The 25,561-nt window shown below is 42.7% G+C and carries 20 protein-coding genes; 8 read left to right on the top strand and 12 right to left on the bottom strand.

What is annotated here, in order from left to right; genetic code table 11:
- Nucleotides 1-521 precede the first annotated feature (521 nt).
- The 5 genes from RM049_RS09720 (at nucleotide 522) to RM049_RS09700 (ending at nucleotide 10,407) form a co-directional block, all read left to right on the top strand.
- Nucleotides 522-1,073 (top strand): PadR family transcriptional regulator, encoded by a 552-nt coding sequence (locus RM049_RS09720; RefSeq protein WP_322704027.1) that lies wholly within the window; start codon nucleotides 522-524, stop codon nucleotides 1,071-1,073.
- Between the two features lie 54 nt (nucleotides 1,074-1,127).
- Nucleotides 1,128-4,592: an efflux RND transporter permease subunit gene (locus RM049_RS09715; protein WP_322704026.1), complete on the top strand. Its 3,465-nt coding sequence runs from the start codon at nucleotides 1,128-1,130 to the stop codon at nucleotides 4,590-4,592.
- A gap of 320 nt (nucleotides 4,593-4,912) precedes the next feature.
- Entirely contained in the window at nucleotides 4,913-5,089 is a 177-nt protein-coding gene (locus tag RM049_RS09710; protein WP_322704025.1) for a hypothetical protein, read from the top strand.
- A gap of 115 nt (nucleotides 5,090-5,204) precedes the next feature.
- Nucleotides 5,205-6,557: an efflux RND transporter periplasmic adaptor subunit gene (locus RM049_RS09705; RefSeq protein ID WP_322704024.1), complete on the top strand. Its 1,353-nt coding sequence runs from the start codon at nucleotides 5,205-5,207 to the stop codon at nucleotides 6,555-6,557.
- A 322-nt stretch (nucleotides 6,558-6,879) separates the two neighbouring features.
- Nucleotides 6,880-10,407 carry an NB-ARC domain-containing protein gene (locus tag RM049_RS09700; RefSeq protein WP_322704023.1) on the top strand — a complete coding sequence of 1,176 codons (3,528 nt, stop codon included), beginning with the start codon at nucleotides 6,880-6,882 and terminating at the stop codon, nucleotides 10,405-10,407.
- 63 nt (nucleotides 10,408-10,470) lie between these two features.
- On the opposite strand, the gene RM049_RS09695 is transcribed toward RM049_RS09700, so the two are convergent.
- The 3 genes from RM049_RS09695 to RM049_RS09685 form a co-directional block, all read right to left on the bottom strand.
- Nucleotides 10,471-10,674, bottom strand: coding sequence for a hypothetical protein (locus RM049_RS09695; RefSeq protein ID WP_322672447.1), 204 nt, complete (start codon nucleotides 10,672-10,674; stop codon nucleotides 10,471-10,473).
- 10 nt (nucleotides 10,675-10,684) lie between these two features.
- Nucleotides 10,685-11,248: a peptide deformylase gene (gene def, locus RM049_RS09690; RefSeq protein ID WP_322672448.1), complete on the bottom strand. Its 564-nt coding sequence runs from the start codon at nucleotides 11,246-11,248 to the stop codon at nucleotides 10,685-10,687.
- A gap of 623 nt (nucleotides 11,249-11,871) precedes the next feature.
- Nucleotides 11,872-12,159, bottom strand: coding sequence for a Mo-dependent nitrogenase C-terminal domain-containing protein (locus RM049_RS09685; RefSeq protein ID WP_322672449.1), 288 nt, complete (start codon nucleotides 12,157-12,159; stop codon nucleotides 11,872-11,874).
- Nucleotides 12,160-12,542: 383 nt separating this feature from the next.
- Between RM049_RS09685 and RM049_RS09680 the strand changes: the two genes are divergently transcribed.
- Entirely contained in the window at nucleotides 12,543-13,445 is a 903-nt protein-coding gene (locus RM049_RS09680; protein ID WP_322704022.1) for an ABC transporter permease, read from the top strand.
- Between the two features lie 21 nt (nucleotides 13,446-13,466).
- Here RM049_RS09680 and RM049_RS09675 read toward each other — a convergent pair whose 3' ends face one another.
- Nucleotides 13,467-13,772 carry a hypothetical protein gene (locus tag RM049_RS09675; RefSeq protein WP_322704021.1) on the bottom strand — a complete coding sequence of 102 codons (306 nt, stop codon included), beginning with the start codon at nucleotides 13,770-13,772 and terminating at the stop codon, nucleotides 13,467-13,469.
- Between the two features lie 146 nt (nucleotides 13,773-13,918).
- On the opposite strand from RM049_RS09675, the gene RM049_RS09670 reads away from it, so the two are divergent.
- Together RM049_RS09670 and RM049_RS09665 are read left to right on the top strand one after the other, a co-directional pair.
- Nucleotides 13,919-14,728, top strand: a complete 810-nt coding sequence (locus RM049_RS09670) for a DUF3598 family protein (RefSeq protein ID WP_322704055.1) — start codon at nucleotides 13,919-13,921, stop codon at nucleotides 14,726-14,728.
- A gap of 72 nt (nucleotides 14,729-14,800) precedes the next feature.
- Entirely contained in the window at nucleotides 14,801-16,321 is a 1,521-nt protein-coding gene (locus RM049_RS09665) for a BamA/TamA family outer membrane protein (RefSeq protein WP_322704020.1), read from the top strand.
- 105 nt (nucleotides 16,322-16,426) lie between these two features.
- Here the strand turns inward: RM049_RS09665 and RM049_RS09660 are convergent, their stop codons facing one another.
- The 8 genes from RM049_RS09660 to RM049_RS09625 all read right to left on the bottom strand — a co-directional run bounded on the left by RM049_RS09660 (nucleotide 16,427) and on the right by RM049_RS09625 (nucleotide 25,554).
- Nucleotides 16,427-17,104, bottom strand: coding sequence for a hypothetical protein (locus tag RM049_RS09660; protein ID WP_322704019.1), 678 nt, complete (start codon nucleotides 17,102-17,104; stop codon nucleotides 16,427-16,429).
- Nucleotides 17,105-17,367: 263 nt separating this feature from the next.
- Nucleotides 17,368-17,673: a site-specific integrase gene (locus tag RM049_RS09655; RefSeq protein WP_322704018.1), complete on the bottom strand. Its 306-nt coding sequence runs from the start codon at nucleotides 17,671-17,673 to the stop codon at nucleotides 17,368-17,370.
- A gap of 196 nt (nucleotides 17,674-17,869) precedes the next feature.
- Nucleotides 17,870-18,619 (bottom strand): hypothetical protein, encoded by a 750-nt coding sequence (locus tag RM049_RS09650; RefSeq protein ID WP_322704017.1) that lies wholly within the window; start codon nucleotides 18,617-18,619, stop codon nucleotides 17,870-17,872.
- 679 nt (nucleotides 18,620-19,298) lie between these two features.
- Nucleotides 19,299-20,477, bottom strand: coding sequence for an ABC transporter permease (locus tag RM049_RS09645; protein ID WP_322704016.1), 1,179 nt, complete (start codon nucleotides 20,475-20,477; stop codon nucleotides 19,299-19,301).
- A gap of 70 nt (nucleotides 20,478-20,547) precedes the next feature.
- Nucleotides 20,548-21,819 (bottom strand): efflux RND transporter periplasmic adaptor subunit, encoded by a 1,272-nt coding sequence (locus tag RM049_RS09640; RefSeq protein ID WP_322704015.1) that lies wholly within the window; start codon nucleotides 21,817-21,819, stop codon nucleotides 20,548-20,550.
- A 75-nt stretch (nucleotides 21,820-21,894) separates the two neighbouring features.
- Nucleotides 21,895-23,106: a glycosyltransferase family A protein gene (locus RM049_RS09635; protein ID WP_322704014.1), complete on the bottom strand. Its 1,212-nt coding sequence runs from the start codon at nucleotides 23,104-23,106 to the stop codon at nucleotides 21,895-21,897.
- A gap of 148 nt (nucleotides 23,107-23,254) precedes the next feature.
- Nucleotides 23,255-24,385, bottom strand: a complete 1,131-nt coding sequence (locus RM049_RS09630) for a glycosyltransferase family 2 protein (protein WP_322672459.1) — start codon at nucleotides 24,383-24,385, stop codon at nucleotides 23,255-23,257.
- Nucleotides 24,382-25,554 (bottom strand): glycosyltransferase family 2 protein, encoded by a 1,173-nt coding sequence (locus tag RM049_RS09625; protein WP_322704013.1) that lies wholly within the window; start codon nucleotides 25,552-25,554, stop codon nucleotides 24,382-24,384. Before RM049_RS09625 ends, RM049_RS09630 begins: the two co-directional genes overlap by 4 nt.
- Between the last annotated feature and the right edge of the window lie 7 nt (nucleotides 25,555-25,561).

The following is a 25,561-nucleotide window of genomic DNA, read 5'->3' as shown; positions in this document are numbered from 1 at the left end:
CACATTGAACCCTTGAAATTCCTTCAGGTAATTTGTATACAAATTGCCTTTTTCAGAATTTGCAGTTCCAGCCTTTGCCTTTCTCTTCGACTCACTAAGTTTCTTTTAATTCACCCTTAACCTTATTAAGTTACCGTGGTTTCTACTGCTAACTATAAAGTAACTTAGTTTAGTTGTTAGGTCAAGTAACAAAGTAACTAAGTTATTAAGTTTAAGTAACTTAGTTACTTGAGTCAAGGTAAACTGTAGAGAAAATTATTTAAATAGCATAAGATACTACAAATCCGGCTGAAGTCTCCAAATGAGTCCTCACTTTTAGCACTAAGGGACTTTCAAATAAAAAACTACTCAACTACCTATTGTGAGGTGGGCATCTCACTCGCTCGTAACTAGCTCACAGGTAACTTATGCAGCTTGGCCTTTACGATATCACAGAGAATCCTGACAATTGAACCTTGGGTACTTGGCTAAAAAAGCTCAATTTGATATTGTTGATCGACATATCAGATTGATATATCAAAATGCTGAAGTTGGCAGTATTAGGTTTATTACAGCGAGAGCCATTAAATGGTTATCGGCTCAAACAGCAACTAGAAATGTTTATGAGTTGCAGTATTTGTGTCAACTATGGCGCGATTTATCCTTTGCTGAAGCGCATGGAAGAACAAGGTGAAGTGATTTTATGTGCAGAACAAGGAGAAGAAGGTGGGCAGTGTGGAAAGGTATATGAGATTACACTCCTCGGCAAAAACACTTGGTATCAAGAGATGTTGGCATATCCTCATGAAAGTTGGGTGAATATGCGATCGCGATTCTTTATCAAATTTTTTTTCTTTAGCCATTTATTACCCGAAGAACGAGTCCAGTTAATCGAACATCGATTGATGTTATGTCAGTTACGCCTTGCAGAGAAAAAAGCACTGGAAGTTACTGATGATTTATATCAAGCGAAAGTGCAAAAGCGGGCAGTTCAAGTCATCAAATCGGAGATTGAGTGGCTAGTTGAGCAACTCCAAACAGAACAACTTCAATTAGCTCAAACGCCAACCTCAATCAAGAGTGCTGAGTACTGAGTGCTGAGTAAAACAGCTTTAACACAAAAAACTTTTGAAGTATCCTAACTAACTATGTGGATCGTCAAAATTGCTTTACGTCTTCCGTATACATTCGCGATCGCCGCTTTGATGATTGTGATCCTGGGTGTAGTGACGATATTTAGTACACCAGTTGACATTTTTCCCGCAATTAACATTCCGGTTGTCAGCGTAGTTTGGACTTACACTGGTACGACATCTGAGGAAATGGCACAGCGAATCGTCACTATTAGCGAACGCGCTATGACAACAACTGTTGGTGACATCGAACATATTGAGTCTCAATCTTTAAGTGGTGTTAGCGTCGTCAAGGTTTTCTTTCAACCCAACGCTAATATCGCCTCCGCAGTCGCTCAAATTACCTCCGTCAGCCAAACAATTCTCCGCCCTTTGCCACCTGGGATTACACCGCCATTCATCATTCAATACAACGCTTCTTCGGTGCCGATTATCCAGATGAGTGTCAGTAGCAAAACCTTGCCGGAAGAAGCACTCTTCGACTATGCTACCAACTTCGTTCGCACCCAATTAGCAACAGTGCAAGGAGCGAGTATACCTCTGCCCTATGGTGGTAAACCTCGGCAAATTATGGTTGATATCGATCCCCAAGCGATGTTGGCTAATGGCATTTCTGCCCAAGATGTGACTAATGCTGTCAGTGCCCAAAATCTGGTTTTGCCGGCAGGTGATATGAAAATAGGCGATCGCGACTTCGCCGTACAAATCAACAATAGTCCAAATGTGGTGGCAGCCCTCAACGACTTGCCAATTAAGCAAGTTAATGGTACTGTCATTTCCATTCGTGATGTCGCGCAGGTAAGAGATGGCTTTGGTGTGCAATCGAACATTGTACGTCAGAATGGGAGGCGATCGAGCTTACTTAGTATCCTGAAGAGTGGCAATGCCTCAACCATTGATGTGATCGAGCGAGTCAAAAAAACTTTGCCTCGCATCCAATCCACCTTGCCCCCAGAACTGAATTTATCATTTTTGTTCGATCAATCTATATTTGTGAAAGCTTCTATCGAAGGCGTTCTTAAAGAAGGATTGATTGCCGGGTGTCTCACTGCGTTGATGATTTTAATTTTCCTGGGAAGTTGGCGCAGCACTTTAATTGTAGCCGTATCGATTCCTCTCTCGATGCTAGTTTCAATTATTGTGATGAGTCGTTTGGGACAAACTTTCAACATCATGACTTTAGGTGGTTTGTCCTTAGCTGTTGGGATTCTGGTAGATGATGCCACAGTCGAAATTGAAAATATCCACCGAAATCTCGGACAAGGTAAACCCATCAAGCGAGCAATCTTAGATGGAGCGCAGCAAATCGCTACTCCAGCACTTGTAGCAACATTATGTATTTGTATTGTCTTTGTGCCGGTCGTGTTTCTCAGTGGAGTAGCAAAGTACCTATTTGTCCCCCTAGCGATGGCGGTAGTATTTGGGATGCTTGCTTCTTATGTGCTATCTCGGACTGTAGTCCCGACAATGGCAAGCTATCTTTTACCATCCGAAGCAGACTGGCATAGAGAAAACGAGGAGCATAATGGTAATAACAACCATCATCTAGATTCGCCAGTTCAAAATAATAATGGTAACAACAGCCATTATATAGATTCGCCAGTTCAAAATAATAATGGTCACGGCGATCGCCACAGCCATTCGCTAGTCGAAATCCATGATAATCGCGATCGCCACACCCATTCGCCAGTCCAAAATAATAATGGTCACGATAACCACCACCAAACAGAAGAGGCAGCAACGACAACTGCCAAACCTGTAAAGAAAGATTGGATATGGCGGCTACACGAAAAGTTTAACCAGCAATTTGAGAAACTTCGCAGTTGGTACTACAACGTCCTAGCCTCAGCATTAAGTCACCGCTGCATAGTCTTTGTGCTATTTGGTGCTTTTATCGTCAGTGCAGGAGTTTTGTTACCATTCGTCGGTCAAGATTTTTTCCCGGAAGTCGATGGTGGTCAGTTTAGCCTCCATGTTCGAGCCTTACCTGGTACTCGTTTGGAAGAGACAGAAAAAATTGTCAGCCAAGTTGAAGGGGTTATCCGCCAAACTGTACCGAAGGATAATCTCGCTCTAATTCTGGATAACATCGGCTTACCCACCAGTGGCATTAACCTTACTTATGGCTACAACGGCGCGACAATTGGACAGGCTGATGCTGATATTCTTGTCTCCCTAAAAGAATCTGGTGAAACTTTTTCTTACGTCAAGGAACTCCGCCAGAAATTGAAAGCGACATTTCCCAGCTACACCTTCTTTTTTGAGCCGGCTGATATTGTGACTCAAATTCTCAATTTCGGTTTGCCTGCTGCTGTTGATGTGCAAATATCTGGCCCTCTGAAAAACTCAAAGGGCAACTTTGAAATTGCCCAACAAATCGCCGCGCGGATGACGCGTATTCCTGGGGCTGTAGATGTACATCTCCAGCAAGTTGTCGATGCTCCCAAATTACGTCTTGATGTCGATCGCACCGAGGCTCAACAATTGGGTATGACCCAGCGTGATGTTGCCAATAGCGTCCTCACTTCCTTAAGTTCAAGCGGTCAAGCTGCAATCAACCAATGGCTCGATCCCAAAAAAGGCGTGAGTTACACCCTGGCTGTACAAGTTCCCCAATATAAACTTGACTCTATTGATAGTCTAAAAAATACGCCAGTTGGCAATGGTCAAACTACACCTCAGCTGTTAGGTAACTTAGCTAGTGTCAAACGCGACACAGTGATGCAAGTTGTGAATCACTACAACATTCAGCCAGTTTTCGATATCTACGCTAACGCCTCTGGTCGCGACCTTGGGGGAGTTGCCAATGATGTAAATCGAATTATCGCTGATTATCAGAAAAAATTGCCGAAGGGAAGTCAGATTAATGTCCGAGGGCAAGTGCAAACGATGAACTCTTCGTTTTTAGGACTTGGTTTAGGACTTGTGTTTGCAATTGTGTTGGTTTACTGCTTAATGGTAGTGAACTTCCAATCTTGGCTCGATCCCCTGATTATTATGATGGCGTTGCCAAGTGCTTTAGCAGGGATCATTTGGATGCTGTTTGTCACCCGCACCACTCTAAGCGTCCCTTCGTTAATGGGTGCAATTATGAGTATAGGTGTAGCGACATCGAACAGTATTTTAATGATTACTTTTGCGAATGAGCAACGTGTAGAAGGGGAAAATGCCTATAAAGCAGCCCTAGCGGCAGGTTATACAAGGTTGCGTCCGGTGTTGATGACTGCCTTAGCCATGCTGATCGGGATGGTGCCAATGTCTCTAGGTCTTGGTGAAGGTGGCGAACAGAATGCACCCTTGGGTCGCGCCGTAATTGGCGGCTTGTCAGCTGCAACAGTCGCTACTCTGATCTTTGTACCTGTTGTATACAGCATTATGCGGCGTCAACCACCTCGTCTTATTGATGAGGATGATGACGATTTAAATTTCTCCGATTCACGGACAGCATATTCGTTGTCATCATCTCAAGGCAAGTCATAGACATGAGCTACGGTGTACACATCAATCTTTTAAAGTTAACGTGAGTTCGACGAGTGCTATTTTGACCTCTCCCCCAGCCCCTCTCCTACGAGGAGCTACGGTGTACACACAAGTCTTAAATAGCTGAAAAACCCAAGGTTTTACCCCACCCTAACCCTCCCCTTGTAAAGGGGAGGGAACAAAATATCTGATTTCCCCTTTTTATAAGGGGGGATTAAGGGGGGTAATTCGACTTGTGTGTACACCGTAGCCTTTTAGGAGAGGGAGAGGTTTGTCGAACTCACGTTAAAGTTACTACGTAACGTAGGGAAGATTAATTTTTGCAGGTCAATGCAACAAAGGTGCAGGTCGATGCAACAAAGGTGCAGGTCAATGCAACAAAGGTGCAGGTCAATGCAACAAAGGTGCAAGTCGATGCAACAAAGGTGCAAGCCAATGCAACAAAGGTGCAAGTCAAAAACTTGTGTGTACACCGTAGCGGAAAGGGTTTTTTCTAAGCTGCTTTCCCCTTTACCCCTTACCTGAATAGCACTTCTGCAAGAAGTCTAATAATGGTAATGACTCTAGCTGCTAAATTTCTGCAAATTTAAGATAATACAGGACAGTTTACCTATGGATTCTCAGCATCGTCCATCTCCTGATTCTGAACAACAAACGACTTCTAGAAAACACAGGCGCGGCATCGGTGGTATTGGTTGGGGTATAATTGGTGCTGTTTTTTTTGGTAGCCTACTGGCGATAGGTATTCTACCCCGATTAAGCCAAAAGTCGGAATTACAAGCAGCAGTCAAGGAAGCAAGCACAGTACCCTCTGTTAACGTAATCGCTCCCCGTCGCGCTACTGGTGCTACCAAATTGGAATTACCTGGTAGTGTTGTAGCCCAGAATCAAACGACCATCTACGCTCGCAGTACTGGGTATTTACGGCGGTGGTATGCAGATATTGGCGATCGCGTCCGAGCCGGTCAGTTGTTGGCAGAAATTGATTCACCAGACACCGATCAGCAAGTTCTGCAAGCGAAGGCAGAGGTAGTGCAAGCACAAGCCAATGTATCTCAAACTCGTGCTAATTTAGCTAAAAGTGTTTCTGATTTGAAGCAAGCCCGCGCTAATTTATTGATCGCACGTCAGAGCTGGCAGCGCTGGCAAGTTCTTGTCAAAGAAGGTGCAGTACCTCAACAAGATGCAGATACAAAATATGCTACATATCAAGCTAATCTCGCCAGCGTTGAGGCAGCACAAAACACTATTAATTCCGATTCTGCCAACATCAAAGCAGCACAAGCTAACGCCTATGCAAGTCAAGCAAACTTCCAGCGTAATACTGTTTTGCAGTCTTATAAGAAGGTCACTGCTCCTTTTGCCGGAGTGATTACTGCACGTAATGTCAATACAGGTGTTTTAATTTCAGCAGGTAATGGCAACACCAGTAGCAGTACCAGCAACACTAACACTAGCAATAGCAGCCTTTATACGATTGCTGCTTATGACAATCTAAAGGTAAATGTGAGTGTTCCCCAAAGTTTATCACAGTCACTTCAAACTGGACAAACAGCACAAATTACAGTCAAAGAGTTACCCCAACGAGTGTTTACGGGTAAAGTAGTGCGTACTAGCAACGCTATAGACCCAACTACTCGTACTTTGCTGACACAATTAGAAGTACACAATTCAGACGCGACGCTGCGACCTGGGATGTATGCCAATGTCAGATTTGCCATTAACCGCACTAATCCTCCTTTTGTTGTGCCGGATAGTGCCTTAGTTGTTAATGCCGGAGGTACGCAGGTAGCAACTGTAACCAAAGACCATACAGTGCATTATCAAAAAGTGGCCGTTGGGCGAGATTATGGTACTGAAGTAGAAATTACATCAGGTCTGACAGGAAATGAATCGCTCATTGCCACTCCTACGGTTGATGAGACAGAGGGTTTGCGCGTGCAGCCAGTTGCACAAACTAAGTAGGTCGGCGTAAGGATAAGGCAGGGAGCAGGGGGAGCAGGGGGAGCAGGGGGAGCAGAGGGGCAGAGGGACAAGGGGACAAGGGGACAAGGAGATAAACAAAACTCCTAACTCTTAACTCCTAAACTCAGCACTGTTTAGGTGAGGTGAGGTAAACTAAACTCATCCACGCGATCGCCCATCCCGTCAGAGAAAAACGACAAAGCCTAAGAAAGCATTCCCACAGCAAATGTTTACCCTGAAATATTGAGAAGATGCTGTATTAACAGTAATGTTATCTCACTATGTGAGATAACATTGGTTTGTAATCTGTCTTTGTGTGAGTATGAGTGTCATTTCCGAAAACGTTCTTTTGGCTTTAGCCGAAAAACGGTGCTTGTCTAACAGCGAGATCGAAGTGTTTTTATATGCTGTTGAGGGACAATCGCCAAATGCGATCGCGAAAGAATTGGCAATCAGTGCCGAAGCAGTACGCAAAAGATTAAGCGAAGTTTACAAGAAATTTAATGTTACTGGTAGCGGCCCAGGTAAGCTCACTAAGTTACAGCAAGTTATAGAATCTGAGTATCAAGCATCTTCACACAATGAGAAATCCATCACCCAAAACTGTCAAGATTGGGGTGAAGCGCCTGGTGTCTGCTTTTTTCGGGGACGCATAGCAGAATTGTCTGGGCTAACGCAGTGGCTCATTAAGGATAACTGCCAACTAGTGGCAATATTGGGAATGGGGGGAATCGGCAAAACTGCTTTATCTGTGAAACTGGCAAAGGAAGTTCAGCAGAATTTTGAATATTTGATTTGGCGGAGTCTCCGCAATGCGCCACCCGTCGCAGAGATGTTGACGAGCCTAATCGGGTTTTTATCTGATGAGAGAGAAACAAATTTGCCAGAAAGCGTAGATGGTAAAGTAACACTGCTGATTCATTATTTACGAGAGCATCGTTGTCTTGTGGTATTTGACAATACAGAGACAATTTTACAATCAGGCGATCGCGCCGGACAATATAAACAAGAATACGAAGATTATGGTCAACTACTTAGGCGGGTAGGGGAAGAACCGCATCAAAGCTGCTTGGTGCTGACATCTCGTGAAAAACCAAAAGAATTTGCTTCTTTAGAGGGAGAAGCATCACCAGTCAGAACATTATCGTTAATTGGCTTAGGAGAAAGAGAAGGGCAAGAAATTCTCCAAGATAAAGGGTTATTTGGCTCACAACGGGAATGGGCCAAGCTAGTTGAGAAGTATTCTGGCAATCCTTTAGCGTTAAAGCTAGTTTCTGAGCCAATTCGGGAGTTATTTGGTGGTGATATCGCTGCCTTTCTAGCTGAAGGAGAGATCATTTTTGGCGACACCCGAAATTTACTAAACCAGCAATTTGAGCGCTTGTCAGAGATCGAAAAAGAAATAATTTATTGGTTAGCAATCAAGCGCGAGTTAGTTTCTCTAGACGAGTTGCTAAATGATATTGCGCGTCCTTTGCCCAAAAGAGAAGTGATGGAGGCGCTAGAATCACTACGGAGGCGATCGCTAATTGAACAAAGAACAGCACTTTTCACCCTCCAATCTGTGGTCATGGAATACATCACCGACCAACTGATTGAACAAGTTTGTGACGAAATTACCACTCGTAATATTAGACTATTTATCAGCCATGCTTTAATGGAAGCGACGGCCAAAGATTATATTAGAAACACTCAGATTACCCTGATTATTAAACCAATTATAGATAGGTTATCAACTATTTTTCGATATGCTAAAAATATTGAACATCATCTATATCAAATTTTATTGTCCCTGCGACAGATTCCCCAAACAGCAGGATATGCAGGTGGAAATCTGTTAAATATTCTTTGTCAATTACAAACTGATTTTAGCGGCTACGATTTTTCAAATCTGACTATTTGGCAAGCATATTTACAAAGTGTGAATTTGCATCGGGTAAATTTTGCCAATAGCGATTTAGCTAAATGCGTTTTTGCCGAAACATTAGTTAGTATTTCGTCAGTAGCATTTAGCCCGAATGGAAAACTTTTGGCTACGGGTGATGCTGATGGCAAAACTTACTTGTGGCAAGTTGACGATGGAAAGCTACTTTTTACCTGTATTGGACATAGCAGTTGGGTAAAATCAGTTGCTTTCAGTCCCGATGGTCAAACTTTGGCTAGTGGTAGTGATGACCAAACAGTGAAATTATGGGATGTTCGTGATGGTAAATGCCTGAAAACCTTGCAAGGACATAGCAATTGGGTCAGGTCGGTTGCCTTCAGTCCCGATGGTCAAACTTTAGCTAGTGGCAGTGAAGACCAAACAGTGAAGTTATGGAATGTCCACATCGGCAAATGTCTGATAACTTTGCAGGGAAATACCAATCGAATTATGTCAGTTGCTTTTAGTCCCGATGGTCAAACTTTAGCTAGTTGCAGTGAAAAGCAAACAGTGAAGTTATGGGATGTCCGTGATGGTAAATGCCTGAAAATCTTGCAGGGACATAGCAGTTGGGTAAGGTCAGTTGCTTTTAGTCCCGATGGTCAAACTTTAGCTAGTGGCAGTGACGACCAAACCGTGAAATTATGGGATGTTCGTGATGGGAAATGCCTGAAAACCTTGCAGGGACATACCAATCGCGTATGGTCGGTTGCCTTTAGTCCCGATAGTCAAACTTTAGCTAGCGGTGGCGACGACCCAACAGTGAAATTATGGGATGTTCGTGATGGTAAATGTCTGAAAACCTTGCAGGGGCATACCAATCGGGTCAGGTCAGTTGCTTTCAGTCCCGATGGTCAAACTTTAGCTAGTGGTAGTGAAAACCAAACAGTTAAATTATGGAATGTTCAGGATGGTAAATCCTTGACAACCTTACAAGGGCATAGCAATCGAGTACGGTCAGTTGCCTTCAGTCCCGATGGTCAAATTTTAGCTAGTGGCAGTGAAAAGCAAACAGTGAAATTATGGGATGTTCGTAACGATAAGTTTCTCAAAATTTTGGAGGGGCATAACAGTTGGGTACGGTCAATTGCCTTCAGTCCTGATGGTCAAATTTTAGCTAGCGGCAGTGAAAAGCAAACAATTAAATTATGGGATGTTCAGACGGGACAATGCCTGAAAAAATTGCAGGAACATACCAATAGAATTAGATCGGTTGCTTTTAGTCCCAATGGTCAAATTTTAGCTAGCGGCAGTGACGACCAAACAGTGAAATTATGGGATGTTCACACCGGAAAATGTCTTCAAACCTTGAAAGGGCATACCAGTTGGGTAAGATCGGTTGCCTTTAGTCCCGATGGTCAAACTTTAGCTAGTGGCAGTGAAAACCAAAGAGTGAGGTTATGGGATATTTATACAGGAGAATGCATCCAAGTTTTGGAAGGACATAGCAATCGGATCAGATCGGTTACTTTCAGCCCAGATGGTCAGACTTTAGCTAGTGGCAGTGATGACCAAACAGTGAAGTTATGGGATGTTTTCATGGGCAAGTGCTTGACAACTTTGCAAGAACATACTAATCGAATCTGGTCAGTTGTCTTTAGTCCCGATGGTCAGACTTTAGCTAGTGCCAGTGAAGACCAAACGATAAAATTATGGGATGTCCATAATGGCAAGTGCCTGAAAACTTTGCAAGGGGCTAATTGGGTAAAGTTAGTTGCTTTTAGTCCCGACGGTCAAACCCTGATTAGTGGTAGCCAAGATGAGACAATCAAGCTTTGGGATGTATCGACGGGTGAGTGTGTAAGAACACTGCGATCGCCACGACCCTACGAAAAAATGAATATCACCGGGGTTACAGGGTTAACCACAGCGCAGTTAGTGACGCTAAAAGCTTTAGGGGCAGTGCAAAATGGAGAGCAAAAATAAAAGGTAAAAGAATGAACTTTGCCTTTTTGCTTCATCCTTTTACCTTTTTTATGTACCTGATGCTTATTTCATGTTAGCCCTTGCGTCCTTAACTGCGGCAAAGAAAAATAATCCTGTGAGTGGAATGCTTAATACCAGGATAATTGCCGTGGCTGTAAAACCAAAATCTGGCTGTCCGTAACCGAGTTCAAAAACCGAACCGACGGCTGCGATCGCGCTTACACAAGAACCACCGAGAAATAAACTACTTTTTGGAGTTAAATACACTACTGCCCCCCTATGCTATTGGTTTCACCGCTTGATACGAGAAGCCATTCTTAGATAGCTCCTGGGCTAAAGTCAAGGAGTTTTCTACACGGTCTACAAATACCACGCCGTTAAGGTGATCCATCTCGTGCTGAATGCAGCGTCCCAGAAGGTCATTAGCCTTTAATGTCCGAGGACGACCGTATTCGTCTTTATAGGCGATTTCTACGACTTCGGGGCGCTTTACGTCTAAATATACGTTGGGAATACTCAAGCAGCCTTCTTGGGCAACAGAGATGTCGCGGCTGACTTGTTTAATGGTGGGGTTAATCAAGACCAAAGGCTGATTAGCTGCGTTCTCTGGTTCCAGGTCGATGACAACTAGTTGTTTGTGAATTCCCACTTGGGGTGCAGCCAAACCAATGCCATCTTTGCTGTACATAGTTTGCAGCATTTCGCGCACTATTTGGCGAAGTTCGTCATCAACTTTAGAAATCCGCTTTGCAGCTTGACGCAGCACGCGATCGCCTAAATAATGAAGCTCCAAAGGTGGATTTTTTAACTTTTTTTTCTCGACAGCAATTTCAGAGGGCATGAGTCTCGATGGCTAGATGGTGAAAATTCCTACTATTTTCATTCTATCAATCTCAGTTAGAGGATGTTTAAAAAGTCCTGGAGTATACCAAAAACCCATCTGCCATTCCTCTTTTTGCTTGCTTAACGGCAGACTAATGCCAAGAGTGAGAGGCTGTGAAACCCTTATATCGTCAGTAAGGTTTGCTAGGGGTTAGGTCTTTGAGGTTCTATTGTTAGCAATAATACTTTTTAAATATCCCCTTAGACGTAGTACCAATCTCCAAAATAATTATTGTGAAGTCACGTTGCACCATACTTGCAGCGATCCTTTTATCAAGGCTGACATCATTAAACAGTACTTTTAAATGTGAAATCGATTATCATAGCAATTCTCTATGAAGATACGCCTAATTATTTTGGGACATAGCGAATTATCTTCAGAAAACCTCTGTGTACCTTTGCGCTAACCTCTGCGTACCTTTGCGTTGAAAAAAAGCTAGGATTTGGCGCAGCTTTACAAAGAAACGGGATCAGTCGTTTATCAGCCTATTTCTGACGCTCTGATTGCAACTAGAATTCCTATACAATTTTTCTTAGTAAAAAGATTTCTCTAATCAATTTTTTATTGATAGAAACCTATGTTTAGCAATATTTTCTTGCATCTTCACCACATTCATTAACTAAATATAATAAACACTTAAAACGAAGACCAACTATCTGTTCATAAAGGGGGTTTAATTTACACATAGGTGGAATGCGAAGTAGAGTCCGACCGAAAACTTTAACAGTTCTTTCAAAAGGGCAATTGGAAGGAATTATTTTGCACAATAGTCTGGCCAGATTAGAATTATGTATTTCTACTGACTCAAGCCGATCGCGGATCTGGTTTAATAAGCTATTGTCCAAATTGGCTTTGTTTAAGAAGTTCATAACTCAACTTTCCTTTAATTAATCTGTTGCTCCTATAAAATTACTCCGATATTCAGAGAAAAACATAGTATAAATACCAAAGTATTTTCCCACTTTTTGAGGTCAAGTTTAAATAACAGTAAAATTGCTGAGAAACCAGAACAGCTAGCCAATTATTATCAATAACTGTTAGAGGCAATAGTGAGTATATCTGTGGCAAATAGTATGAAGGATCGGGTGAATGGTCAAGGCAGCAGGAGGACAGAAGAAGGAAATAGCAATAGATAAAAGCTGATATATTGGCAAACTTTGCACCATTGACTATAAATAGTGGTGTTATTGACGCAAAGACGCAAAAGCTGAACTTAGTGCTTTGGCGTTAAGTTCAAATTTTGAGGTGATGTGTGTTTAAATCTTTCACGAAACTTGATTATCTGCTGAAAGAAACTTTCCTCGGTTTATTGCGGGGAGGTTGGATGAATTGGGCTGCTGTCAGTACTGTGACAGTGTTACTGTTTTTATTCGGCTTGAGTCTGCAAACCTCTTGGCAAGTCGAAAAACTTCTTTATCAGTTTGGTAGCCAGCTAGAAGTATCAGTTTATCTGGAACCGGATACACGGATGGAAAGTATTGAGCCACTAATCGCTAAAATGCCAGAGGTGGCGGCGATAAAAACCATTACCAAAGAACAAGCTTGGACTAAGTTAGTTAAGGAAATGAGAATTTCTGATATTGAGGGTGCTACCCAGCAGCTAGGTGAGAATCCTCTGGTTGATGAGATGAAGGTGAAAGCACGTAATTCTCAAGTTGTACCAACCTTAGCAACACAGTTGGCTAAATTACGAGGAGTTGAGACGGTGCAGTATGTGGATGAAGCAGTTAAACGCATTGCCCAGTTGCACCGGGGTCTGAACTGGATTACTTTAACAATTACGATGATTCTGACTTTAACAGCGATCGCAGTGACTACCACCACAATTAGGCTGATTGTCACGGCGCGACGCCAGGAAATTGAAATTATGCAACTAGTGGGAGCAACTTCTGTTTGGATTTACCTCCCGTTTATTTTACAAGGAATTGCCTTTGGTTTGGTTGGTGGTGCGATCGCTTGGAGTTTCATTTCTGTGATTCAACAGTTTCTCGGTAAGTTGCTAGTCAATCAACCTGAGTTTATCCAAGTCATCACCAACAGAGTGCAACTCACTCCAGCAGAAATTTTATTATTGCCTCTGATTCTTTTGAGTTTCGGTGCAGGTGTAGGATTAATGGGGAGCTTATTTGCTGTCCGACGTTTTGCTAAAGGATAGTCATTAGTCCTTTGTCATTGGTCATTTGTCCTTTGTCATTGGAACTTCGACCTCTGAGCTTGGAACTTCGACTTCTGAGCTTGGAACTTCGACCTCTGAGCTTGGAACTTCGACTTCTGAACTCAGAACTTCGACCTCTGGACTCAAAACTCCGACTTCAGAACTCGGAACTCCGACTTCAGAACTCAAAACTCCGACTTCAGAACTCGGAATTTTGACCTTTGAACTCGGAACTTTAACCTCTGAATTCAGAACTTCGACTTCTAAACTCGGAACTTCGACTTCTGAACTCGGAACTTCGACTTCTGAACTCGAAATTCCCAACATTTTAAAAGAATAACTGAAGTTTTGCTTGAACGAATATGAAATTAAACCTATATATCAACTTAACAAGGCTAATCAAATGACAAATGACCAATGACAAATGACCAATGACAAATGACAAAAGACCAATGACAAATGACAAAATAACTATGAAATCACAATGGGAATGTTTTTTGCAGAATCTCGGTGTTTGGGAAGGTTCATTTACTAATTTTTCTCCCCAAGGAACACTTTTGAACGATACTCCTAGTCGTCTTTCCCTAGAACATTTGAACAATAGCCAGAAAGTGCGCCTAACTCTGAGCCGTTCGGGGCAAGATATAATCAGAGACTTTAATACCGTGGGAGGGGGTCTGCTGTTTTTTGAAAATGGCTCATTTTCTGAAGGTTTAATTCAGCTAGGGCCATTTTCCGAATTTGGTGGAGAACTCGCTTTTGTTCATGAAAATCGCCGCTTGCGTCTGGTACAACTGTTTGATACTACCGGTCAGCTAAAGGAATTAATTTTAATTCGAGAACATCTAGCTGGAACCCCAGCAGATGAACGTCCAACTTTACAGATAAATGATTTGTTGGGAGAATGGCAAGGCCAAGCAGTGACAATATATCCAGATTTGCGATCGCCTGATACTTACTCTACAATCTTCAAATTACAACTTGATGATGCTGGGCGATTAATTCAAAGTACCTCTTTTAGCGATCGCACAATTACCTCAACTGCTACTATCAAAGGCCCGATTGTTCTCTTTGACCAAGACCCACAAAAGCAGGTGCAAGTATTGTTTTTACCAGATGGCGCTTCTGCAACTTCACCTGTCAAGGTGCAGTTACGCCAACCATTTTTTCTGGAAGTGGGGTGGTTAATTCAGCCAAACCTGCGCCAACGGATGATTCGCAGCTACAACGAGAAAGGCGAATGGGTTAGCTTGACATTAGTCACTGAAGAAAGGAAGCTTTGATATCATGTCCGCTTGATTACTTATCAAATATTTAACTGTTGCCAAAATGTGGGTAATGACAAAGCTTTATTTATGTATATTCAAATAGCTGTAGTTGCGATCGCATTCATCTTAATAGCTGGAGAAAATCTAGAGGCCGTTGCAGACTCACAATCTTCTACTGAAGATAGTTCTAGTAGTATTGTGGCAACAAAACCAACTTTAGAAATAGAGGGAGGATATGCAAAATATGGTGACTATATCGGATTAACTCCAGTAGATAACCAGTCTGCCGAGTTTTCCCAAATTTCTCAAAGAATTGTCAAAGATATCCAGATTCGTTTTGTTAACAACAAAGATCGATTACTCGATGAAAAAGGTCAGCCGATCAAAGGACGTACCCGAAAAGATTTTATCATTGGTCTGCTGAAACTCAAACCTGGTGAGGTATTTCGTGAAGATTTACTAGAAGCAGACTTGCAACGATTGCGGAGATTAGAGTCATTTAATGAAGTCAATGTTTATCGCCAAGAAGATGCCAATAGCGTTAATCTTATCTATGAAATTAAAGAGCGTAACTTCCCTTCTCTAATTTTTGGAGGCGGTAATAACGACGATGTTGGATTATATGGTCGGGTAGGTTATAGAGATGAAAATATTAGCGGTGTTAACGATAAATTAGATACAATTGTACAAATCAGCGGTCAAGATGTCCAATTTAATGGTCAGTTCATTAGTCGTTATCGTCCTCAAGAACCAAACCGCTTAGGCTACAGCATCAGAGCTTTTCGTACTCGTAATACATCGGGAACTTTCAACGACGATATCAGATTGTCTAACGGTGACAAGGTACGCGAGGGAAGGTTTGGCGGTTCTGTGGGAGTTTTAAAATCTTTTGATCGGTGGGATGCAGCTATAAGTTTGAACTATACCAGAATTAGCTTACGCAATCGCGACTATAACGTTACACAGGTCGATAGATTAGGGAGTCCTTTATCTCTTAGCGGTACTGGCATTGATGACTTATATACAGTATTATTTTCTGTATCCAAAGATCGACGCGATCGCCGAGAAAATCCGACTCAAGGATCGATTCTCACTCTCAGCACAGAACAAGCAATTCCGATTGGACTGGGTAATATTTCTAGCAACCGCCTACGGGGAGATTATATTCAGTATTTACCAGTCAGTTGGATCGGTAATGGTAGACCAACTGACAATCCAGAAATGTTGGCGATTAATTTCCAAATTGGTACGATTCTGGGAGACTTTCCACCAGCTGATGCTTTTAATATTGGTGGACTAAATTCTGTCAGGGGTTATGGTTATGGAAAAGTTGCCAGTGGTCGGAGTTATGGTTTAGCTTCTGTGGAATATCGTTTCCCAATTTCTTACTCAATCGGAGGAGTTGTTTTTACTGACTTCGCCTCAGATTTCGGGTCTAGCGAAACCGTGCTAGGAGAACCAGGAGTGCTACGAGATAAACCCGGAAGTGGCTTTGGTTACGGCTTAGGATTGCGCGTCAAGTCATCCTTTGGACTGATTCGAGGTGATTTCGGAATTAACGATCGAGGTGAACTTAGATTTGAGCTGACTACAGGTCAACGATTTTAACGGCTGGCAAAAAAGTTCTAGAAAACTACTGGGAATTGCTTAATAACACACTCAGGGCTGCTTGAGTGTGTCTAGTCCAAAAGGACATAATCAAGACATTGGAGATTACTTACACATTTGTAACGTGCGGCGATCGCTAGCTGCGATCGAATTTAACCGATAAAAGTCTTGCAGAGCCAGGGAGTAAGCATAAGAATTTGACTCATCCTCACCAACCTTGGGCAGTCTATTGCTTGTAGCTACCTGATTCGATTGTTCAGAACTGGCTTCATTTGACGAAGTATTAACCGTCATCGCCAACTCTCCTGATGGGTTGATTGTACCCTGAAAGCAATTTAACTCTGATTGGGGCATATACAACGCACCCTTTACCTTGTCTTGCTGCTTTTGAAATATGATATAACCTTGACCAAGCTGGTTTGGCTTTGGGGATTGACCATAGAGGTAAATCCCATCTTTTACAGGAAAACTTCCTTTTGGTAAAACTCTGGCGCTTTTTGTAGTTCCCCCATCGCCTGGAACCAGCGCTGTGATTGTAGGTACTGTGTTTCCGCCTCCAGAAGCCGTATTAAGTTGACTTCTTTGCTCTCGAACTTTTCTCAGCTGCGACAAAAGAGAGTTTTCGGAGGTTTTGTGAATCTGAGCCGATGATAATCGAGAATCTGTAAATGATGTTACTTGAGTTTGCTTGGCTAGAAAGCCCAAACCGAGAAGTAAGCCTAAGCCCGCGAGGGGAATTCCCCACTTTCGGGGAGATAATAACTGATGAAGGTTGTTAAGCACCCTACTTCTCCTGTTAAAAAACTAACTAAGTTCTCTAGAACTTACTTAAATCATAACCAAGTCTTAATTGTTAAAGACTTTATTCACGACTTATATTACTGTTGTCCAAAAAAGAAAACTGTCAAAAACAAAAGTTTTTATTGGATTTGGTTCTACAATCTTAGATTACCATCAGTTAGAGTCTTTATAACAGAGGGTAGAAGGCAGTTTTTGCTGGGGCAGGAGTCAAAAGGCAGGAGTAACCCACCTTTAAAAGCATGAGATTAAAGTAAGGGACTTCCAGAAAATAAAATATACAGGCTATAAGAATGATAATCATTCCGAGGGTTAGTGCTTGACTTTCTGATGACAAACTGCGGTCTAACGTTACCCTTGGGTGTGTAGATATCTTGAGTTTGTAGCGTACAGCATTCACGGATTCTACAGGCACTAAACAGGCAGACACCGAACAAAGCGCGTAGGCGTAGCCCGCCGTAGGCATCGCGCCCGTTGTCTAAGCCATCGCTAAAAATTAGCTGTATCTCTTGCTGTGTTAGAACCTTGGCGCGACCATGACGGTTTATTTTCATCGTTAGACTGTAGACCCTGCGATTCACAGCCTACAACGATTTAACACAGATTAATCGGAATTATTTAACCGAGATTAGCGATCGCAAATTAATGAATAATTTTGAGTGCAAAGACGACCCAATTTCTCGCATCAGCCCACAAAAGTTACATATCTCTTTGTGAAAAAATCCCCATAGCGATCATTAAAAACGTCATTTAGAATGTCATACTAAAAATTTTACTTAGGTCTAATTCTCCCGCATAAAGCTCAGTTGGTTGGATAGAAGCTTGGGGTAATCCCCACGGTTGAAACTGTGTCGAAGTGGGAGAAGTTTGGATTTTGAATACTTGCGGGCTTGAACTTACTGTCGGAGATAAAGTTATATTAAATACATAGTTTGGGGCGCCGAGAACATTAGTGCTAGGGAGGGTATTTACAGTAAACGTTTTTGCCAAGCCATATATTACATTAGTTGTAGTAGGAGGATTAATATAGCTTGGACGACTGCCTTGATAAGAAGCAAAACTAGGATAGTAAGTTTTAGTGGTAGTACTGTATTCATAAGTAGCAAAGGAAATTGCTACCACCTTTTTACCGATTACTCCCATCAACAAAGCTAACTGCGCCTTATTTGGGGTCGAAATACGCCCTGTAAGGAATATATCTCCCACTGGCGAACCATCCCATTGAACATTACTAAGCACTGCTACAACAGGGTAATTATATATCCCGGTTCCGCCAGGACTTGGGCGACTGGTGGGATCGATTACGTATTGATCTGCGACTAGAGCTAAATCACCAATGCTTAATGTCTTAATAAACCCAAGAGGTTTATAGGTATTTGGCTGGAAATTGTAACCTTGTTGTACATCTAAAGATTTGTTAATACTAACAGCGAAGACCGGAGTAGTAAAACCTATTGAACACGCTATACAGCCTAGTAATAAAGCTTTACTCAACAGCATAAGTTTTTCCAAATAGTAAATAGATGGTTTGAGTCTTTTTTAAGGTATAAACTCATAAGATTTATACTTGCATGAATCATGCTACAACTCCATATTTAAACAAATTTTAATAGACATGATGTGCTACGGAATGTAGCACCAGGTTTTGTTTTTAGTGTTGAAAAAAACGTATTTAAAACAGTGATTATCGCCAAAAAGAAGGCCGAGGATTATTTGAAATAACTATTAGAAAACAGTGCAAATAAGCAAGTCGGTACAATAAAACCAAACTGTGTAAATAAAAGTAAATAACGCTCAAACTCTTTCTCCCCCTGCTAAAAGCTCTCTGCTTTTGTCTTATGCCAACAATATTTATTTACGCTGACTTACTTAAACCCGACTCTACTAACTGTAAAAGCGGATAATATTCGCCGTCTACGCGAGTTGATGAATAAGGGACTTCCAAAGAATAAATTGTTCCAGAAAACTAATCTTTTAGCAGAAAATTCAATCATTATTACTGAATTTACTACAAAAAGGAGGGGAGAAAGCGGCAGCCGTCGGCTGCCACTTTCTCCCCTATAATAATGATTATCATTATTTTAAATGGAATGTTTTATTTTTTGGAAGTCCCTAAGAAGAATTGTATCTGGCTACACTCTACTCAATATACTTCCTGCCTCAAAATGTAGAAAAAAACTTATGAGCGCAAGGCTTTTACTGGATCGATCTGGCTAGCACGCACGGCGGGAAGCAAACTAGCTCCCACCCCCACCAGTAGCGCTGAACCCACTGCTAGCACTGCAATTCTGCTATCAAACTTATAGGGCAAGCTAAAGGTATCGGTAATTACAACAGTCAATCCATGCACTACTCCTAGAGCCGCTGTTCCTCCTATTAGACTTAAAAGTATCGCCTCTAAAATAAATTGCAGCATGATTTCGCGTTGGGTTGCACCTATGGCCCGTCTCAAACCTATTTCAGCAGTTCGTTCATTTACAGAGGCAATCATAATATTCGCAATTCCAACACCGCCAACCAAGAGCGCGATCGCTCCTACTGCTGTTAGACCTTGAGAAGCCATCTCTAGAGTTTTCTGCTGCTGTATAATATCTGATACATTATTCCAAAATTTAAATTTGTAACCTGGAAATCTTTGTAACAGTAACTCCTCTGCTTGGTGGCTTAACTCTTCCACATCTGCAAGTGCATAAGGGCGCATTTGGATGCTCCCGATGTCGCGGCTACCAGTCGAAGCGTTGTAAATAGACATCGGCACATACAGTTGACCCGCCGGAGGTGCATTTTCACTTAAAATAGTTGCTACCACCCCGATCACGATATAGGGTCTGTCTCCAGCATAAATCAGCTGCCCTACAGGTTCTTGCTTTTGAAAAAGTTGTTCTGCCAGCAATTGATCGATTACGATTACCGGGCGGTAGTTGGCAAAATCTTCTGATGTGAAAAACCGTCCTGATACTAAAGATATCCCTGAAGTCAACAAAAAATCTTGAGAAACAGGTGACAAAGTTGGAGTAAATTCCTTGTCCCGAAATATAGTTGGTGTAGAACCAGCCCAATTAAAAGAACTGATCGCTTGCAAACCCACCATTCGCTGTCGTAAGAATTCCATATCTTCCAACTTGAGTTGGGTAGCTTCACCACCAGAATCCCAATTTGGATAAACTGAAACTTGAGGCGCGCCTCGTTTTGCTAATTGTTGAGCGATCGCATCTCGGCTAATATTACCAACCTGAAGTGTAGCGCTGACAGCAGCCACACCCATAAATACCCCCAGAGTAGTCAGAGCAGAACGCAAAGGGTTTCTACCTAAAGAGTGAAAGGTAATATTTAATAAGTCAAAACCTGAAAGAGCCATAATAGTTGCTTTGCTCTAGCTTGGGGATTGGGCAGAGGGGCAGAGAGGCAGAGGGGCAAAGAGGAAAAATTTACTGCAACTTCTCCCCTGCTCCCCTGCTCCCCTGCTCCCCTGCCTTAACTGGCGTTCCTGGCTTGAGTTCCGACTCAACGGGGGGCAGTATAACTTGTTCGCCGGGATGCAAACCAGAGGTTACTTCTACATTCATTAACCCTTCCAATCCTAGATTAATGGTGCGTTTTTGGGCTTGATTTTGACTATCCAGAACCCATACAAACGGGCGTGGTTGCGATCGCACAATTGCCTCTGTCTTCAAAACTACTACGTTCTGGCGTTGCTGCAACACAACCTCGACATTTACCCTGCTACCAGGGAGCAGTGTAAATGTCGGGCTATCAAGCTCAACCGTTGCGGGTACTGTTGGTTGCTCTGATTGTTTTGAACTACTACCATCTTGTTTTTGGGCTTCAGGGCTGAGTGCTTGAGGATACAAGCTTTTTACGCGTCCAGAGAATCTCCTTGCATTCGGCCCGATCGCATTAATGCGGGCAAGTTGGTTGATGCGAACTTGAGCAGCGTTGAGGGTAGAAAGCTGGAGTTTCACTAAGACTTTTCTGGGATCGCCCAAAGTGAGCAGATTGGTACGCAACTCGACCCCATCACCATTTTCTACATTCACACCCAAGACTACGCCATTCAATGGTGCAGTCACAATATTATCTTGGAGTTGCTGCTGAATAAGTTGGCGCTCCAATTGCAAAGTCTGAATTTTCAGGGCGGTTGTACGTGCCTCTGCTTGACTATCTCGCAGGCTAGCGCGAGCAACGCGTACAGTATCTTCCTGCGTTTTGGCTTGTTCTTGGGCAATAGCTCCCTCTCGCACCAAGGGAGCAAGCCTCTGGAGTTGTTTTTCTTCGGCTGTTAGTCGTTCTTGGGCTTCAATAATTTTCTCGCGACTACGTGCTAGGTTGAGTTGCTCTTGTTGAATTTGTAATTGCTGATTGGTAAGAGCAACTTTTCGTTCGGGGTAGCGCAGGGTCAGCAGCACTTGACCAAGTTTTACCCTCTCACCAGGTTTTACCATGACTTGTTCTACCGCACCCTCTTTTGGGGACTTCAAGATTCGCTGTTCCTGTAACTCAACAGTACCGCTCTCATTAATTGTGGTTTCAACATTACCTCGCTCCACGGTTAACAAGCGTACTGCTAATGGTTCGGGAGGTTGATTTAGAGCTAAAAAGTAGGTTAGCCAACCGCCAGCACCAGCTAAAGCCAAAACTCCTGACCAGGCTAGCCATCGACTTGGGATATTAAATTTAGCTTTTTCATATTTCCAGTTCATGACAACTCGATCCAGTGAGTTTGCAGTTGATTGCAAGTGAGGCTTTCACCGCAGATTAATGCTGGTTGAAGAATCTCATAGCGAGAGATCGAACACGATAAGGCGACTGTTGTCCAAAACGCGGCAAAAATTTGAACTGAGATAATTTCGTAGACCAGAGTAATAATCAAGCCACCAGAAAGCGGGCCAGGCGATGAGCATAAAACTTGCTCCCGTTTGACGCATTCGTTCCAGTTCCCGGATGGCGATTTCGTCATTCAGTGGCGCTCCCCAGTATTGACCCTCATGTTCTAAAAAGGGTAGAGCATCGAATTGCGGCAGAATCTCGCAGCCCAATTGATTTTCATCGACCAAAATCAAACGCTTCCCGGCGGGAATCACAGATGTAATTTCCTGCATCGCAATTCGCAGGCGTTCTGACCAGCTCAAATTAAGTTCAGGTATCAATTCAGACGTGAACTGACTGCGACGCATACTTATATGCAACAGGCGCTCTGCTAGCCACTGACGATAAGATGCATCCTCTGCACGTGGCGACTTTAACAAATAAGCGATCGCATCAGTACGTTCTGCGATCACACCAAGTGGGCCTGTTCCTCCAAAACTAAAATTAATTTGGGAATCTTGTTCAACGTGATATCGGACTTGGGCTAATTGTTTAGCAATAAAGAAGAGATCGAATTGCGCCGCCATACGTAAGTATAAGTTCAAATCAAACATGTACTTGGAGTGCGGTGCGTCGATTCCCCCAACCATTGCCAGGGCATTAGCGCGAAACACGATCGCTGAACATAGCAAAATCCATTTCCGCCCATCAGCAATTTGGTGGATGAACTCTAGACCATCAATTGACCCTTCTGGAAAGTTATCTGAAAGCTCTCTGCCTGTCATATGCACTGGAACACCATTAGTGTCGATAATTTCAGCTTGCGCAACTGAAAAACCAGCATCTGGATGGTTGTCTAATGCTAAGACAGATTCATGGATGAAGTTGGGCAGCAGAATGTCATCGTCCGACAAGAGAGCTAGATAGGGACTAGAATTTACCTCAATAGCTCGCTGCCAATTGCGAAACATTCCAATATTCGTTTCGTTGCGTATATAAGTGATGCGCGAATCCGCAAATGAACATACAACTGCCTCTGTATCATCGCTAGAAGCATTATCTAAGACAAGAACTTGAAAATCTGGATAGTCTTGTGCCAATGCGCTCTGCAAGCTAGTTTTTAATAACTCCGAGCGATTGTAAGTTGGAATTACAATGCTAACTTTGGTTTTAAGTGCCATGTTTTTATAATTACCGCCTTTTTAACTAAAAATTTTTAAATATAGCAAGGGACTGGGGACTGGTGACTGGGGATTGGGTGAAAAGTCTTGTTGTGTCTAAGTTTTATCATCTGTTAATGTCCTAACCACGAAGGCTTGTGCTATAAAATTAAACAGACATACGTAAATCAAAGACAACCAAGCGCTCATTATCTAAAACACAGCGAAACTTAGTACGTAAATAGCAAGCGAACTCAGCATAATAATCAAACCACCAGAAAGCTGGCCATCCAAACACAATGAAACTTGCTCCTTTCCGGTACAGTCGTTCAAACTCCTTAATGGCAATGGCATCATCTTTTGGCGCTCCCCAATACATCCCATCTTTTTCTAGAAAGGGAATTGATTGGCATTTGTCCAGAAGCTGACCAGATCCCCATTCGTTCATGTCAACTAAAATGTACCCTTGCCCGATTGGAATTAAGGGAGTTAGTTCCGGCTCCAACGCGCCCAGACGTTGGATAAACTCATACTCAGAACCCTTCCAACGCTCAAAAGCATCTTCGATTTGAATGTCGTGCTTGTGTAAAGACTCGCACAAAGCTTTTATATGATTGTGATATTGGCTAAGTTGCCAACTATAAGTAAGCTTGCTAGTGCCATTATCACCATGAATCCGATATAGGGCTTGGTACTCAGCAATGCGCTTGATGCTACCGAAAAAAGGAGACAAAAAAGTTAAGTACGCATCAGCGTTAAGAGAGTAGTAAATATCGTGCAGGGGAAAAATTTTCTCTAAATAGCTACGCGACCAGGCATTGCCGCTCGTGGGTGAGAAGACATAGCTTTCAATGCTACCTTGGAGATGCGCCTCGCGTAAATCTCCTTCTGGCAGAGGTCGATCGGGAATCAATTTTCCCAATGGCTTACCATCAGCATCTATTGCGGATAAAGGCCAGTGTACCTGTACTATATTCGGATCGCCCAGCAGTTCAACGGCTCTGGCGATCGCATCAGGCAGCAAAACATCATCTGCATCTAAAAAACAGACAACCTCACCACGGCTTGCGGCAAAACCGACGTTGAATGCAGAACCCTGTCCGCCATTTTCTTTTAGCAGAGGGATAATCTCTTCCCCATAATTGGTAATGATTTGCTGTGAGTCGTCTGTTGAACCATCATCAACCACAATCACTTCTAAAGGCTGATAGTTTTGATTGAGAGCGCTATCAATTGCCTCCTTCAGAAAACGTTCATAGTTGTAGTTGGTGATGATAATACTGGCTAGAGGCTTGTTCATGAGCGTAGGTCAAATACAATCAGATGGTCATTTTGTAATACACAGGGAAACTTTTGCCGTAAATATTCATCAAATCCGGTGTAGTATTCCAGCCACCAAAAGGTGTGCCACAAGAAAACGATCGCACTAGCACCAGTTTGGTATAGGCGATCGAATTCTCGAATAGCTGTGCCGTCATCTACTGGACGTCCCCAATACCACCCATCGCGTTCAGTAAAGGGGATTGTTTGAAAACCTTTGATGATTTCGTTACCGTTCAGGCGGTCTTCATCGACCAAGATAAAAGATTCCTGTGGCAATATCAGAGTTTTGAGTTTTTCTCTTACCTCGTACAGATGACCAATGTGATTCCGCTCTATGGCAAAACTTAAGTCTCCGTACAGTGAAACCAAGTTCCATTTTTTTTGAATACGCTCGAGGCTCTTGGCGGATTGTTCAAGATCCCATCTCATGAAAAAATAATCGAGGTCTTCTGGATGAGGAGGATAAGGGTGCCAGAAATGAACAACAGATTTCGGCTCAAAGACAACTGGAATTTTGGCATTATATAAAGCCAAACTAGAATCGAAATGATCTAGAAAAATAACATCTTCATCGAAAGGAGAGACTCGATCAAAAACACTTCGACGGTAGAGCCGACAGTGAGCCTCTCCAGCTAACTGTATCGTCCGGCGATAAGTTCCGCGATCGAGTTGCTGCTCGCTCGTAGCTGGAAGGACTTCCCATTTAACGCCGTCGGCTGTTTGTACTGACCGCACCTGACCCTGGTTTGGGTCCCAATGAACGTTTGTTGCTCCTAAAGGCCCCTCAATAATCCGGGGCACAGCTACATCAGCTGGTTGTTCTTCGCAGGCAGCGATCAGATGGGATAACCAACCTTCCTCAACAAGAACATCATTCTCAACGAAGCACAAAAAATCATCGTTAGCTTCCTGAATTACCAAGTTTCTTAATTGGTTGGGCTGCAAATAACAATCTTTGTAAATGACTTTGACATTACTGCGACCTTCTAATACCTGTTCCATCTGCTGCCAATACACTTTTGGAGTATTGCAGTTTACTACAATCAGGTTAAACGGGATGTGGGTGTAGTTGAAAATTCGCTGTAAAGATTCAGCTGCTAAGGTAAATTGTTCGCGAGGAAAGAATCCGATAGTTACTGTTGACATAATATAT

Origin of the sequence: Nostoc sp. DedQUE04, assembly GCF_034530995.1 — a bacterium.
Taxonomy (GTDB): Bacteria; Cyanobacteriota; Cyanobacteriia; order Cyanobacteriales; family Nostocaceae; genus Nostoc.
The sequence above is the reverse complement of the archived record's forward strand: the minus strand, read 5'-3'. Positions and strand labels throughout refer to the sequence as shown.